The 13,663-nt window shown below is 48.7% G+C and carries 19 protein-coding genes and 1 other annotated feature; all 19 genes read left to right on the top strand.

Going from position 1 to position 13,663, the window contains the following annotated elements; translation table 11 throughout:
- Window positions 1-90: 90 nt before the first annotated feature.
- Window positions 91-231 (top strand) — a sequence feature (ribosomal protein L20 leader region).
- A 37-nt stretch (window positions 232-268) separates the two neighbouring features.
- The 19 genes from infC (at window position 269) to FAY32_RS03525 (ending at window position 13,266) form a co-directional block, all read left to right on the top strand.
- Window positions 269-793, top strand: a complete 525-nt coding sequence (gene infC / locus FAY32_RS03615; protein WP_225428278.1) for a translation initiation factor IF-3 — start codon at window positions 269-271, stop codon at window positions 791-793.
- 46 nt (window positions 794-839) lie between these two features.
- On the top strand, window positions 840-1,034 hold the full coding sequence (rpmI, locus tag FAY32_RS03610; protein ID WP_045806761.1) for a 50S ribosomal protein L35: 195 nt from the start codon (window positions 840-842) through the stop codon (window positions 1,032-1,034).
- 70 nt (window positions 1,035-1,104) lie between these two features.
- The gene (gene rplT / locus FAY32_RS03605; protein WP_048731924.1) at window positions 1,105-1,464 is read left to right on the top strand and encodes a 50S ribosomal protein L20; all 360 of its coding nucleotides are present in this window, start codon (window positions 1,105-1,107) and stop codon (window positions 1,462-1,464) included.
- Between the two features lie 228 nt (window positions 1,465-1,692).
- Entirely contained in the window at window positions 1,693-2,235 is a 543-nt protein-coding gene (locus tag FAY32_RS03600; RefSeq protein ID WP_143462092.1) for a YqeG family HAD IIIA-type phosphatase, read from the top strand.
- Complete coding sequence (gene yqeH / locus FAY32_RS03595) at window positions 2,216-3,358, top strand: ribosome biogenesis GTPase YqeH (protein WP_143462091.1); 1,143 nt, start codon at window positions 2,216-2,218, stop codon at window positions 3,356-3,358. The genes FAY32_RS03600 and yqeH overlap by 20 nt, the downstream gene beginning before the upstream one ends.
- A gap of 17 nt (window positions 3,359-3,375) precedes the next feature.
- Complete coding sequence (locus tag FAY32_RS03590; protein ID WP_143462090.1) at window positions 3,376-3,684, top strand: YhbY family RNA-binding protein; 309 nt, start codon at window positions 3,376-3,378, stop codon at window positions 3,682-3,684.
- Window positions 3,685-3,699: 15 nt separating this feature from the next.
- Window positions 3,700-4,332, top strand: coding sequence for a nicotinate-nucleotide adenylyltransferase (locus FAY32_RS03585; RefSeq protein ID WP_143462089.1), 633 nt, complete (start codon window positions 3,700-3,702; stop codon window positions 4,330-4,332).
- Window positions 4,325-4,930: a bis(5'-nucleosyl)-tetraphosphatase (symmetrical) YqeK gene (gene yqeK, locus FAY32_RS03580; protein ID WP_143462088.1), complete on the top strand. Its 606-nt coding sequence runs from the start codon at window positions 4,325-4,327 to the stop codon at window positions 4,928-4,930. The genes FAY32_RS03585 and yqeK overlap by 8 nt, the downstream gene beginning before the upstream one ends.
- Before the next feature lie 13 nt (window positions 4,931-4,943).
- Window positions 4,944-5,300: a ribosome silencing factor gene (gene rsfS / locus FAY32_RS03575; RefSeq protein ID WP_143462087.1), complete on the top strand. Its 357-nt coding sequence runs from the start codon at window positions 4,944-4,946 to the stop codon at window positions 5,298-5,300.
- Entirely contained in the window at window positions 5,297-6,043 is a 747-nt protein-coding gene (locus FAY32_RS03570) for a class I SAM-dependent DNA methyltransferase (protein WP_143462086.1), read from the top strand. Before rsfS ends, FAY32_RS03570 begins: the two co-directional genes overlap by 4 nt.
- 1 nt (window position 6,044) lies before the next feature.
- Window positions 6,045-7,193 (top strand): nucleotidyltransferase, encoded by a 1,149-nt coding sequence (locus FAY32_RS03565; protein WP_143462085.1) that lies wholly within the window; start codon window positions 6,045-6,047, stop codon window positions 7,191-7,193.
- Window positions 7,194-7,266: 73 nt separating this feature from the next.
- Window positions 7,267-7,818, top strand: coding sequence for a DUF177 domain-containing protein (locus FAY32_RS03560; RefSeq protein WP_143462084.1), 552 nt, complete (start codon window positions 7,267-7,269; stop codon window positions 7,816-7,818).
- 66 nt (window positions 7,819-7,884) lie between these two features.
- On the top strand, window positions 7,885-8,073 hold the full coding sequence (gene rpmF / locus FAY32_RS03555) for a 50S ribosomal protein L32 (RefSeq protein WP_048731903.1): 189 nt from the start codon (window positions 7,885-7,887) through the stop codon (window positions 8,071-8,073).
- A gap of 195 nt (window positions 8,074-8,268) precedes the next feature.
- Window positions 8,269-9,078, top strand: coding sequence for a Cof-type HAD-IIB family hydrolase (locus FAY32_RS03550; RefSeq protein ID WP_143462083.1), 810 nt, complete (start codon window positions 8,269-8,271; stop codon window positions 9,076-9,078).
- A gap of 83 nt (window positions 9,079-9,161) precedes the next feature.
- Window positions 9,162-9,359, top strand: coding sequence for a hypothetical protein (locus FAY32_RS03545; RefSeq protein ID WP_158727531.1), 198 nt, complete (start codon window positions 9,162-9,164; stop codon window positions 9,357-9,359).
- 278 nt (window positions 9,360-9,637) lie between these two features.
- Complete coding sequence (locus FAY32_RS03540; protein ID WP_143462081.1) at window positions 9,638-10,102, top strand: FMN-binding protein; 465 nt, start codon at window positions 9,638-9,640, stop codon at window positions 10,100-10,102.
- A 3-nt stretch (window positions 10,103-10,105) separates the two neighbouring features.
- Window positions 10,106-10,867 carry an FAD:protein FMN transferase gene (locus FAY32_RS03535; RefSeq protein ID WP_143462080.1) on the top strand — a complete coding sequence of 254 codons (762 nt, stop codon included), beginning with the start codon at window positions 10,106-10,108 and terminating at the stop codon, window positions 10,865-10,867.
- Window positions 10,861-12,141, top strand: coding sequence for an FAD-binding oxidoreductase (locus FAY32_RS03530; RefSeq protein WP_143462079.1), 1,281 nt, complete (start codon window positions 10,861-10,863; stop codon window positions 12,139-12,141). Before FAY32_RS03535 ends, FAY32_RS03530 begins: the two co-directional genes overlap by 7 nt.
- A gap of 477 nt (window positions 12,142-12,618) precedes the next feature.
- Window positions 12,619-13,266: a matrixin family metalloprotease gene (locus FAY32_RS03525; RefSeq protein ID WP_143462078.1), complete on the top strand. Its 648-nt coding sequence runs from the start codon at window positions 12,619-12,621 to the stop codon at window positions 13,264-13,266.
- The last annotated feature ends 397 nt before the right edge of the window (window positions 13,267-13,663 follow it).

Genomic DNA, 13,663 nt, shown 5'->3' with positions numbered 1-13,663 from the left:
GTAAGTTGACGATGAGTCCAGCTAGTTTCTGAAAAACTCTGAAACACTCGTTGACATGAAACGGGTTAGCTGGTATGATGGTTAAGTTGAGAAATTAAGCAGAGGCTTCCGCTTCTCGCCTTATGACGTTGGTTATTGGGCTGGATATGCACGTTATCTAATCTTTTAGATTGGATTTTGGTGCGGGAGCCGTTTGATTTTCATCAAAGGTTCCCGCATTTTTTTGTGAGTGAGATTTCTGCAGTTCTCGAGATTATTTTGGAGGTGGATTACCATAGCAAACGACACGATTGTCAACGAGGGGATTCGCGCACGCGAAGTTCGATTGATTGCTGGTGACGGTGAACAATTGGGCATTAAGTCTAAGCAAGAAGCTTTGCAGATTGCTGAAGACAGTAACCTCGATTTAGTTTTGGTTGCACCGAAAGCTAAGCCACCAGTAGCCCGCATCATGGACTACGGGAAATACCGCTTTGAGTTGCAAAAGAAGCAACGCGAAGCTCGTAAAAAGCAAAAAGTGATCAGTGTCAAAGAAGTACGGCTCAGCCCAACGATTGATACCAACGACTTTAACACCAAGCTCAAGAACGCTAAGAAGTTTTTGGCCAAGGGTGAAAAAGTTCGGGTCTCAATTCGGTTTAAGGGTCGGGCAATTACGCATAAGGACATTGGTCGTGAGGTGCTCAACCGAATGGCTCAGGAAACTTCTGACGTCGCTACTGTTGAACAACGACCAAAGATGGATGGTCGCAGCATGTTCCTCATGTTGTCACCCATCGCTGAGAATAAGTGATTGATTGGGTAGCCTAGCTACCGATTTAAGGAGGATATTTCGTATTATGCCAAAGATGAAGACTAACCGCGCCGCAGCTAAGCGTTTCAAAGTAACTGCCAAGGGCGGTATCAAGAGTGCCAACGCATACACGTCTCACCGTTTCCACGGTAAGACCAAGAAGCAACGCCGGAACCTTCGTGGTACCCGGATGATGAACGAAACGACCATCAAGACTTACCGCTCACTTTTACAAAAGTAAGCCGGTCACTAATTTTTCGGGTCGACGAAATGTCGACATAATGTTTGAATTGATTTAGGAGGAAAAGATTATGCCACGAGTTAAAGGCGGTACTGTTACACGCGCACGTCGCAAGAAGGTTTTAAAGTTAGCTAAGGGTTACCGTGGTTCTAAGCACCGTTTATTTAAGGTAGCTAAGGACCAAGTCATGAAGGGCCGTCAATACGCCTTCCGTGACCGTAAAGCTACGAAGCGTAACTTCCGTAAGCTTTGGATTGCCCGGATCAACGCAGCAGCCCGGATGAACGGTCTGAGCTACAGCAAGTTGATGCACGGCTTGAAGTTAGCCAACATCGACGTTAACCGGAAGATGTTAGCCGACTTAGCAGTTAACGATGCTAGTGCTTTCACTGCTTTAGCTGACCAAGCTAAAGAAGCATTGGCTGCTTAATTTCAGTTAATGAAAAGGGGACTTCGCGTATGCGAGGTCTTTTTTATTAGCTAACCACTGGCACCCCCCGCATGGAATCCCTGGCAACCGTAGTGCGGTATAATCAATCTGAACTGTAAAGTTAGGGAATCTCAGCCGTTGATGGTGGTAAAATTGACTGGGATTGCGTATAATAAAAAGCTAGACATGCCATTATTGGCAAATGGACGAAGGGGGGCAGTCACCCGCATGGTTTCTCAATTTAAACCCACGTGGATGGTTACGAACATATACGATTTGACACCACAGCAACTACGTGAAAATGGGGTTCGAGCAGTTTTGACGGACCTAGATAATACGTTGATTGCGTGGAATAACCCAGACGGGACACCTGAGTTACGTCACTGGTTGACGCTACTTGAACTCGCCGGGATTCGTGTGATTGTTGTGTCGAATAATAGCCGCGCACGAGTTGATCGGGCGGTCGCACCGTTTAACCTCCCGTACATTCATCGGGCACTAAAACCGTTATCGTGGGGATTGAGACGTGCTTTGCGGCGGTGGCACCTGCGCCGTGATGAGGTCATCATGGTGGGCGATCAATTACTGACGGACGTGTGGTCTGCCCATCACACGGGTATTCGTAGCGTATTGGTCAAACCAATTTTAAAATCTGATGCGTGGATTACCAAGGGCAATCGCGTGTTGGAAAAAGTTGTAATGTGGCGGTTACGCCACAATTATCCAGAATTAACTTGGCAGGAGGATCTTAATGAACGAAAAACACACTGAATCCGTTCTAGTTGACGGTGAGCCGCTCCATTGCATTGGCTGTGGCGCGGAGATTCAAACGACGGACAAGACGGCACCGGGGTACACGCCGCAGTCGGCATTAGATAAGGGCATGGAGAACCAAGAAGTGTATTGCCAACGGTGCTTTAGATTACGGCATTACAATGAAATTGTTCCCGTGGGACTGACTGACGATGATTTCTTACATTTATTGACGCAGATTCAGGATGCTAATGCACTGATTGTGTACGTTGTGGACATCTTTGATTTCAACGGAAGTGTGATTCCAGGACTTCACCGGTTTGTGGGTAATAACCCAATCTTACTGGTGGGGAACAAAGAAGACCTCTTACCGCGTTCTTTGAAGCGCAGCAAGTTACAAGACTGGTTACGGCAACGGGCTAACGAGCAAGGATTGCGGCCAATTGACGTAACGTTGCTAAGTGCTAAGACCAACCAATCCGTCGATCAGTTACTACAAATGATCAACAAGTACCGTGGCGACCGTGACGTTTACGTTGTCGGTGTTACCAACGTGGGTAAGTCTACCTTGATCAATCAGATCATCCGGCAAAACACAGGGGTCAAAGACTTAATTACCACATCACGGTTCCCAGGAACAACACTGGATAAAATTGAATTACCACTGGATGACGATCACGTGTTGGTCGACACACCAGGGATCATTCAAAACGAACAGATGGCTCACTTCCTAGATGGAAAGGACCTGAAGCTTGTGACGCCGCAAAAGCAGATCAAGCCTAAAGTTTACCAATTGGAGAGCCAACAAACCCTCTTCTTAGGCGGTATTGCACGGTTTGACTATACGAATGGGCCTAAGAGTGGGTTCACGGCATACTTCGAAAACAACTTGTACATTCACCGAACGAAGCTAGAAAACGCCGATGACTTTTACGACCGGCAATTAGGGCAGCTACTCACACCACCACACGCTGACGACAAGGATGATTTCCCACCTTTAGTCGCACATGAATTCAAGACCACTGAGAAGAGTGACTTAGTCTTTGAAGGACTGGGCTGGATCAGTCTGCCTGCCGGGGTCAATGTGACCGGTTGGGCCCCCGCCGGTGTTGGTGTTTTACTACGACGAGCAATGATTTAATAATGGAGGAATAAAACTTGTTACGAGGCAAACAAAAACGGTATTTACGCGCACATGCACACGCCATGCACCCACTTTTTTCCGTGGGAAAGAATGGGTTAACGCAGGCTTGGTTGGATCAATTGACCGGGGCGTTAGAGAATCGCGAACTAATTAAGATCAATCTCCAACAGAGTGCGGACGTTTCCGTTGACGAAACCAAGGCATTTATCGAAGACAACACTGACATTCAGGTCGTCCAAACGATCGGTCGGGTACTGGTTTTGTACCGGGTCGCAACGGATGAAGAGAATCAAAAGATTTCAGCAGTCGTTGAAAATATGTAGGGAGGTTTGACTGGCGTGGTCAAAATTTTAGAACGAACGAGTACGCAGGTCGCTACAGAGATGGCGGCTACGGCGAAGAAACGTCGCATCGGTATTCTAGGGGGAACGTTTAATCCGCCCCATTTAGGACACTTGGTGATTGCGGATCAAGTGGCGACACAGCTTGGTTTAGATCGCGTTTTATTTATGCCTGACGCTGAGCCACCGCACGTTGACCGGAAGATAACGATTCCGGCCAAGGATCGCGTGGCGATGGTGAAGGCGGCCATTGCGGACAATCCGCGCTTTGATTTGGAGTTAACGGAAGTTGCACGTGGTGGTCGGAGTTACTCTTACGACACCATGCGACAATTGACACAGGCTCATCCAGAGAATCAGTATTACTTTATTATCGGTGGGGACATGGTGGCCTATTTGCCAAAATGGTACCGCATTGATGAGTTAGTGAAGTTGGTACAATTCGTGGGTGTCTGTCGCCAAGGGTTTACGCGTGAATCGCCGTATCCTGTGCTGTGGGTCGACGTTCCCCAAATCGGAATCAGCTCGACGATGGTTAGAGATCAGGTGCGTCGCGGCCAATCCGTGCGTTACCTGGTGCCGACCATGGTCGACCTCTATATAAAGGAGCATCTGTTATATCGTGACTGAACGAACGTATACAGAAAATATTTTTGCTGGCACGCGCCAGGAGTTGTTGGATCGTATCGAGCAACACTTGCGACCGAAGCGGTTTGCTCACGTCCAGCGGGTGGAACAGACAGCCGTGAAGTTGGCGCAGGCTAACGACGTCGATCAGGAAAAGGCCAGTATTGCTGGTCTGACGCACGACTACGCTAAGCAGCGTCCGGACGAAGATTTTATTGCGGCCATTAAGCAGTACCATTTGGACCCAGAGCTGTTAAATTATGGCAATGCCATTTGGCACGGGGTCGTCGGTGCGGAACTGGTTAAACATGAATTGGGCATTTACGACGAAGACATCTTGAATGCAATTCGGCATCATACGACGGGGGCGGTGTACATGTCACCCCTCGAGCAGATCGTGTACATGGCCGATTTTATTGAACCCGGTCGTGACTTTCCTGGTGTAGACGAGGCCCGCAAAATTACGGCTCAGGACCTGGGAGCCGGGGTGGCGTTTCAAACCAAACACACGTTAGCTTACCTGATCGAAAATAACCAAAAGGTTTATCCCAAAACTATTGATACCTACAATGCGTGGGTACCGCGTTATCCCAACGTTTGAGAGGAGTACTTGCATGGAAAGCAAAGAAATTTTAGAAATCGCAGTTAAAGCCGCTGAAAGCAAGCGAGCAGAAGAAATGACCGCTTTAGATATGACTAAGGTGAGTTTAATGGCTGATTACTTCCTGATTATGGAGGCTAATTCTAACCGTCAAGTTCAAGCTATTGCGGACGAGATTACCGATCAAATGAGTGCCAATGATGTTGCAATTCGCGACGTTGAAGGTAAAAATGAAGCCACCTGGATCTTAATCGATCTTGGCGACGTGGTCGTTCACGTGTTCCAAAAGGACCAACGGAGCCACTACAACTTAGAGAAGTTGTGGTCTGACGCTCCAGAAGTTGATCTTGGTCAATGGGTTGAAGCATGATCTATCAATCCTTTGCTGAGCTTTACGACGAACTATTCGATCCAGCCATGTACGATCAATGGCTGGATTTTGTCGCCGCTAGGGTCGCCCCAACCAGCGGTCCACTCCTTGATCTTGCATGTGGGAGTGGTCGCCTAGGCGTCCTATTAGCCAAGGCAGGCTACGACGTGAGTGGCTTGGACCTTTCTGAGGACATGCTCGCACTAGCAGCGAAGCACGCCGAAGAAGACCAGGTGAGCATGCCGTTAGTTGCTGGCAACATGTTGGATCTGAGTGGACTAGAGAGCACGTACCAAACGGTAACTTGCTTTGCGGATTCATTCTGTTATTTGACTGATCTCGACGAAGTGACCCAGGCCTTTACCCAGGTTCGAGATCACCTAAACGTGGGCGGCAAGTTCTTGTTTGACGTCATCACGCCGCACCAAACGGATGATGTTTATCCTGGTTACATGTACAACTACGTCGATGATACCCGGGCCTTTGTCTGGACCAGTTATGGAATTGAAGACGAAGAACACGCGGCGGAACATGATTTGGCCTTCTTCACGTTGAACGAAGAGACCGGCGAATACCGTAAAGTAACGGAACTCCACCACGAGCGGACGTACCCGCTAGCCGACTATCAGGCTGCTTTGAAGCAGGCTGGACTGACGGTGAACCGGGTCAGCGCTGACTTTGGCAATAGTGACGTTACGGCTGATACGACTCGCTGGTTCTTCGAGGTAACACGGGAGGCATAGCATGACGTTACGGGCAGTGGGAATCATTGCGGAGTATAATCCATTTCACAATGGGCATCGCTATCAGGTTGAACAGGCCCGCGCGCAAACGGGAGCCAATGTGGTCGTTGCGGCCATGAGTGGCAACTGGGTCCAACGTGGTGAGCCAGCGTTGATGGATAAATGGCAACGTACCCAGGCAGCTTTAGCCGGGGGGGTTGATTTGGTCGTGGAACTGCCCGGTGCGGCGGCTCTGCAGCCAGCTCATTTATTTGCTGCTGGCGGTGTGAGCCTCTTAGCGGCGCTTCAGTGCCAATGGTTAGCATTTGGGACCGAACACCCTGACATGGATTACGAGCAGCTGATGACCCATTTACCGACTGATCCGGCGACGTTTAAACGCTTTGATCAGACGTATGCCTCACTTTTTCAAGGATACCTGCGGGAGCAAACGGGGATTACCCTGAATGCAGCCAATGATATTCTGGGCTTCTTCTACGCCTTGGCGAATCGCCGGCAAGGGGATCCGCTGACGCTGGTACCGTTGCCCAGAAAAGGTAGTCAGCACAATGATGCCACGATTAAAACGGCATCGGCTTTCGCAAGTGCGACTGCGGTGCGTTCTGCGGCCTTAAAGGGTAATTGGTCGGCCGTTGTGCCGGTTGTCCCGGCAACGACCTTAGACCTGCTGCAGATGGCGCAATTGACGAGCTGGGAAGATTTCTGGCCATTGTTGCGCTATCAGTTGGTTAGTGGTGATGTGGTTGACTTACGGCAAATGTACCAAATCACCGAGGGTGTTGAGTATCGCTTGAAAAAAGCGGCGTTAACGAGCGAGAGCTTTGCAGCGTTTATGCATGCCGTCAAGACGAAGCGTTATACTTATACGCGCTTACAACGTCAGTCGGCCTACTTGTTGGTCCAGGCCAAGCCAGCGGAGATGCAGCCGCAACCACAGTATCTACGTGTGTTGGGGTATTCAGCAGCGGGTCAGGCATATCTCCACCAGATTAAGAAACAAGTGCGCCTACCGCTGATCAGTCGAGCAGACCGGGATTGGCAAAAGGGTCCCGGCGAGTTTGACGATCGGTTGGGGGCACTACGGACCTTAATTACCGGTGAAGATCAGGATTATGGCCGAATCCCAGTGAAAAAAACGATTTCAGAGTGACTATCAAGGAAATTACCTTGACATCACATTTTTTGACAGGTATAATTTATCACGTTGCATTGGAGGGATTGCGATGAAATGGTCATTGACCGAGCTCCGCAAGAATCACCGGAATGATCCGCTAACGTTCGATGAAACGCTGGATTTAAAAGCGGACTTGATGGAACGCTATGGCGATGATGTTTTAGATTTAAGTCCCGTCCACGCTAAGGGAGTTGTTTCCGTCGTGGCAGGTGACGTTGTCGTTGATGCACAGGTAACCGCGGACTTAACGGTCCCGTCTAGCCGCTCACTCGAGCCGGTAGACTTACCCGTAGATTTCAAAATGACGGAATTTTATGTTTCTGACCCTGCCGCAACGCAACGGTACGAGAAGACCGACGTTGTGATGGTGGTTAAAGATGACCAGATCGATATTGAAAAGGCCATCGGGGATAACATTATTTTACAGATTCCGATGCACATTCTTTCAAAAGCTGAACAACAAGGTGCTGAGATGCCAACTGGTGATGACTGGGAAGTCGTTGCTGAGGCTGACCTTGCTAAGGTGGAGAAGGAAAATCAATCAGTTGATCCACGTCTTGCAAAGTTAAAAGATTTCTTCCCTGATCAGGATGATCAATAATCTTCTTTGTAAGCCTTAAAAATTTTTTCACTAGTGGATATAATTTATTTGAAGGAGGTGTTTTCTTTGGCTGTACCTAAGCGGAAAACGTCTAAGACGAAAAAGGCTATGCGTCGTGGTCACATTAAGTTAACGATGCCTAATTTAACTGCTTGCCCTAACTGTGGTGAATTACGTAAGTCACACATGGTTTGCCCAAGTTGTGGTTTCTACGATGGCCGTCAGGTCGTTGCGGTTAAGAACGCAAACAACTAATTCAATTTAGTTTAAAAGCTCCCATGAAGTCCGCGGCTTCTGGGGGCTTTTTTGTGTTGAAATTGATGTCGACTGAGAAGCGGACTGGACTGCCACGGTGAGGTGAGTTTTCGGGTAAAGTTAAAGGTTCACTTGAGGACTTTCCCTTTTTTCGCGTATAATGTAGCGTACGAAGATAAATTGAGGAGTGAGAACGTGGCAATCAAATTAATCGCGACTGACCTGAACGGGACGTTGTTGCACGGAGATCAGAGTTATAATCAGGCCTTGTTAAAGACCACGTTGTGTCACTTGGCGGCTAAGGGCATTACCTTGGTCTTGTCATCAGGAAATCAGTATGCCCACCTGCAACAGTTGTTTGCACCAGTCATGGCGGACAATTTAGCGGTCGTTGCGGAAAACGGGGCGTCCATTTATTTAAAGGGCCAACAGGTCTTCGATGGCAGCTTGACGCCAGAGCAAGTGCAACGTTTTGTGACGGTCGATTGGCAACGTGACTATCTGCGAGAATCTTACCTGATTTTGGTGGGCCAGCGGGGATCCTATACGCAGACCGGGGCACCGCAGGTCTTGATCGATGCGGCCAAGAAGTTTTATGATCATTTACAACTGGTTGATGATCTGAGCACCGTGACGGATCGAATCAAAAAGATTAGTGTGTCGACGACACCTGACCAGGCGCATCAATTGGTCACACAGATGAACGCGGATTTTGCTGGGGAGTTACGCGCCCATGACAGCGGTTATGGCGTGGCGGACGTGGTTGCCGGTAATGTGGGCAAGCTGCAGGCCGTTCAGTGGTTAGCGCAACGATTTGACGTGAGCGCCGCTGAAATCATGGCCTTTGGTGATGGCGCGAACGATGTGCCCTTACTTCAATTTGCTGGTGAGGGCTGGGCGATGTGTAATGCTAAGCCGGAAATTCAGGCCACAGCGACGCATGTCACGGCGATCGACAATGATCACGATGGTGTCTTGAAGACGATTACCGATCGACTTTTGTAAGGCGAATGCGTTAACTTACACATGATACTGTCTCGTTGCGGATAAGCTCGGTATACTGCTCGATAGTAAGGGCGGTGATAGGTGTGAAACGCGTGTTATTAGCGATGGTGGCGGCACTGGCGATCTTGGGTGATGGCTGGGAACTCATGGCTATGAGTGGTCAGACCAAGTCTGTAGCAGTTTCTGATTCACGACTGGTCGCACGGCCTGATTTACCACATCTGGCGCAGGCCACTCATTTTAAGGCTAGTGAGTCGGGACGACGACAGTTATTCAAATAAATTTAGATGTAGGACCGGGACATAATTAAGAATCGACTTTTTCAGAATTTTGTGTGCTCTGAAAAAGTCGATTTTATTTTGCAATTCTGGTGACGACGTACGGGACATCAGGCAGTTAGTTTTCAGACTTTTAAAATGAATTATAATTTTTCTCATGGTTAGCCAGCGCTGTAGTAACTTGGGTAATATTCTTAACTATCTTAGCTAGTTTGTAAGCGGTTCTTCACACTAACTTCACGATTGCTTTCTATACTTCAAGTCAAAATGAGGTGAGTGAAATGAAAAGAATAATTCAAGGCGGTTTAACCTTAATCATTACAATTGCCATGATCATTGATGGGTACCTTCTCTTCTTTAGAAATCGACATGTGACTGCTCAGAGCATGGTACAGACGGCGACCAGTACAGCGAGCTCCTCACAAAAAGTGGCGTCTAGTCCAAGTACTTCGGCGCATCAAAATTATCAAAATGGGTCCTATACGGGGAAGGCCACGGCCACACAATGGGGAGACGTTCAGGTGCAGGCCGTTATCAAAAATGGAAAGATTACAGCCGTTAACGTTCTCGAATACCCCAATGAGAATGGTCACGATAAGGAAATTAACGCGCAGGCGCTCCCAACGTATAAGGCAGAGGCTTTGAAAAAGCAGAGTGCTAAGATCCAGTTGGTATCCGGTGCTAGCGAAACCTACAAGGGATTTACGGGTTCCTTGCAGAATGCGTTAGACCAGGCGGAGGGCTAGCCAATGACAGAGACAAAAATGATAACGAAACAAGTCATTGCTATGGGAATGCCCTTTTCAGTGAAGGTTGTGATAGCGGCTGACCGGAGCTTTCAGATCATGCCCACCGTGCAAAAAGTGACGCAATATCTACAACACATCGACCAGGTGTTTTCACCATTTCGTGCCACTTCGTTGGTGTGTCAATTTCAGCGTGGGGAATTAGCTGCTACAGATTTCACGGCGGAATTCCAAGAAGTCTATGGCTTGGCAATTCGTGCGCAAACTGTGACGGAGGGGGCGTTTAATCCCTTTTTTAAGGGATTGTTTGATCCAACGGGACTGGTGAAGGGCTGGGCGATTCAAACGGCGTTTACCCGCTATTTACGGCCGCTGCTAACGAATGAGGCCTTGGTGGCCGCTGCGATTAACGGTGCTGGAGATCTACAGACGGGGGTGGCCGCTATGACATCGTTTCGGTGGCAGGTTGGTGTTGAAGACCCCGGCGATCGACGGCAAGTGCTGGCAGCTTTTCAGTTGGGAAATGGGGCGATGGCGACCTCTGGAACCAGTCAACATGGGGAACACATTGTTCGTCAGGATGCTACGCGAACCTTACAACAGGCCACGATTATTGCACGGAACCTGATAACTGCCGATATTTGGGCAACGGCGGCGATTGAGTTGGGACCAACAGCGTTTTATCGCATTACGGCCGGCCAGCTACAGAGCGTTTTGGTTGATCAAACTGATCAAGTCATGGGGGAGGCGGGGCAATCATGCTAAAACGTCTACCGTATGTCCAAGGCATCGTGTGGTTAGTGGTGCTATTTGTTGTGCCGTTGCCGTTGATTCAAGCATTGGCACTAGGTTTGCCGGCGGCCTACGCTGGTGAAGCCCTAGCAATTCAGTGGGGGTCGATTGCTTACGTCTGGTTTTTAGCGGCGATTTATTTGAGTACGCGGCCAAAATGGTTGGACCGGTTGATTGGCCTCCCCAGTGTTTACGTTATCCACGGTGTACTCAGTCTGTTTGCAATCGGGTTAGCCTATCTGCATAAGATGGGGACGCAGTCGTTTGGTCTGATCAAACAGACGGGAGACTGGGCCTTCGATCTCTTTGTCGGCCTCATGCTCTACTCGCTGGTATTTATGGGGGGGTGGCTGACGAACCGGAGTCGCCGGTTACGACAGGCTAAGCATCTGCTGGAGCCAATCTTTCACCACGAAATCTCCGTGTGGCTCCACCGGTTAAACCTAGTCGCGGTATTCCTCGTCTTCATTCACGTGCAGCTGATCAGCTACGTCACGGCAATATCTGCATATATCTGGCTGTTCAACGGGTATACAGCAGTGGTGATGGGGGTGTATTTGTGGCAAAAGTACCGGCAAGTTTGGCGATTACCTCGAGCACAACTAATTGCGACGCGGCAGCTAACAAGTAATTTCAGTGAACTGACCTTTCAGTTGCGGCACCCGCAGCAATTAAAGGTGGCAGCCGGCGATTACGTCTTTTTAAAATTTCCAGAGATTTCTGGGTTACGGGAGTTACATCCGTTTTCTGTGGTCAATGCCGTCGCTGGTGACGGCGTGATAGTGTTCGCGATTCGTGGGGATGGTGACTTTACCCGACAAATTCAAACGGTGAGAGTGGGCAGTCAGGCACGTTTACTGGGGAGCTATGGACGATTTACGACGCTGTTGCGAGAACGGCCCTACGACCGATTAGTTTTGATTGGTGGCGGCAGTGGTGTCGTTCCGTTGCTGGCAATTATTGCTGCCAAGCCAACGGTTAAAATCGATCTGTATTACACGGCGCACACAGCGACACAGTTGATCTACACCAAGGAATTACAGCAGCAAGCGCGTCTACACCCCAACTTGTTCTTACACATCCAGACGGGACGATTTGACGTGCAACAAACAGTAGCGGGATTCAAGGCAACCGCAACAGTGTATTTAATTTCAGGACCAGGAGCCATGGGGCGAACGTGGCAACGTGCACTGGCACAACATGGTATTGCGGCTAAAGATGTGTACTACGAAGAATTCAATTGGTAATCTTAACTAAAGATTGAAAGTTTTAAAACATTAGGCATGCCGGTCCTGATCACAAAAACTAGGCAACATAGTAGTCCGGTCATCCGAGCCCGTAGCTGCTGACCTGTCGGCTGAGACTGTCTCCTCAGACGACAAAGTGGCTAACTCTAAAGCGGACCAAAGAATGCCAGGTAACAACCGTGCCTTGATAAAAACTTTCAGGCGGAATCCCTGACAGTTATCGTGTTCCAAATTAGATTCATTTAACGGCGTGAATGTTTGTCACTACTGGGATGGAATCTGAGTGTCAGTTTTCAATTTTAGCAGCCCTAATATAAACGTTGTTATATTAGGCTGTGAAACACATTAGAGAACTCATTAACGGGTGTTGAAAAGTTAAAAAAGAGTAGCGTTTGGTTTGAAACTTGAGTTTGAATGGTAATTTTCCCATGTATCAACTAAACTGGCAATAGACTGGATAGAGGAGAAAAAACTACCATGCGAAAACGTTGGGGTCTGTTGTTGGTCATGTTGGGGAGCTTGGTATGGGTTGGTATTTGGGGCAATGGAATTCAGACGTTAAAGACATCATCAGTCAATGTGGCAAAGGCAGCAGGGATTCATTTACCGCTGGTTGGTCGACGCGAGAGTGCTCACGCCACACCAATTGAATCAATCGTGCAGCCGCGGTCATTACAGCGGACGTACTATTATCATTTCGCAAAAAACGTTGATCCGGATTTCAAACCACTATTTGACAAGGCGATAGCAGTCTATAACGAGACCGGCATCGTTAATCTCGTGGCGGGAACCCCGACAACTTTTCAAAATGGACTGACCTTCTTTATTTATGAAAAGGAAATGCCACGGGCCAATTTTCTGGAGTTGGGTGAGGGAGGACCGGCAATTAAGCATGGTTTGAGCTACCGGACGCCTTCCTTAAATTTAGCACAAGCCGGCTTAAATGTGACTTATCCAGCTGGTCAAGAGACTTCGGTGGCGATTCATGAGATTGGCCATGCGCTAGGCTTAGATCACAGCCAAGACCGGACGTCGGTCATGTATCCAATCGACCAAGGTCACACAAAATTATCGCCGGGTGACATTAAGGCGTTGAAATTGATTTACACTGGGCAGATGTCGTAGCCGATTTCAACCAATAGCCGTAAACTAAAGGCTGAAAGATAAAATTCAGGTTTCATCTCAGTATGGGGAAGTAGTCGCACCGTTAAATGAGCCTAAATTTGGCGCACTCCGGCTGCCAGGGATTCCGCCTGCTGTGGGGACGCTTCAGCCTGGAAGAACACCAGTCTTCTCACTCGATTTGAAGCCACGAAGAACACGCGTCTCCAAAGTCGCCCGTGCTGTAAGCTGGATTCAAAAAAAACAGCTAACACCACTTTCACGGCTGGGGCCATCCCTGGCCTCCGCCGACGCTGACGGTTTTTATCACGGCAACGGCTGTAGACCACAGCTACCTGGCATTTTTGGATTCAATTGATAACGACCGTTACGGTTATTCTCAGAGTTGTCTGAGCGCACA

It is taken from the genome of Levilactobacillus enshiensis, from assembly GCF_007115095.1.
GTDB classification, from domain to species: Bacteria; Bacillota; Bacilli; order Lactobacillales; family Lactobacillaceae; genus Levilactobacillus; species Levilactobacillus enshiensis.
Note: the sequence above shows the minus strand (reverse complement) of the source record. Positions and strands in the feature narration are given on the sequence as shown.

Coding starts and splice junctions, on each gene's coding strand:
- FAY32_RS03540 (WP_143462081.1), top strand. CDS start 9,638: ATGAAAAGAATAATTCAAGGCGGTTTAACCTTAATCATTACAATTGCC.
- FAY32_RS03530 (WP_143462079.1), top strand. CDS start 10,861: ATGCTAAAACGTCTACCGTATGTCCAAGGCATCGTGTGGTTAGTGGTG.
- FAY32_RS03525 (WP_143462078.1), top strand. CDS start 12,619: ATGCGAAAACGTTGGGGTCTGTTGTTGGTCATGTTGGGGAGCTTGGTA.
- rpmI (WP_045806761.1), top strand. CDS start 840: ATGCCAAAGATGAAGACTAACCGCGCCGCAGCTAAGCGTTTCAAAGTA.
- rplT (WP_048731924.1), top strand. CDS start 1,105: ATGCCACGAGTTAAAGGCGGTACTGTTACACGCGCACGTCGCAAGAAG.
- FAY32_RS03535 (WP_143462080.1), top strand. CDS start 10,106: ATGACAGAGACAAAAATGATAACGAAACAAGTCATTGCTATGGGAATG.
- FAY32_RS03560 (WP_143462084.1), top strand. CDS start 7,267: ATGAAATGGTCATTGACCGAGCTCCGCAAGAATCACCGGAATGATCCG.
- rsfS (WP_143462087.1), top strand. CDS start 4,944: ATGGAAAGCAAAGAAATTTTAGAAATCGCAGTTAAAGCCGCTGAAAGC.
- FAY32_RS03600 (WP_143462092.1), top strand. CDS start 1,693: ATGGTTTCTCAATTTAAACCCACGTGGATGGTTACGAACATATACGAT.
- FAY32_RS03570 (WP_143462086.1), top strand. CDS start 5,297: ATGATCTATCAATCCTTTGCTGAGCTTTACGACGAACTATTCGATCCA.
- FAY32_RS03565 (WP_143462085.1), top strand. CDS start 6,045: ATGACGTTACGGGCAGTGGGAATCATTGCGGAGTATAATCCATTTCAC.
- yqeH (WP_143462091.1), top strand. CDS start 2,216: ATGAACGAAAAACACACTGAATCCGTTCTAGTTGACGGTGAGCCGCTC.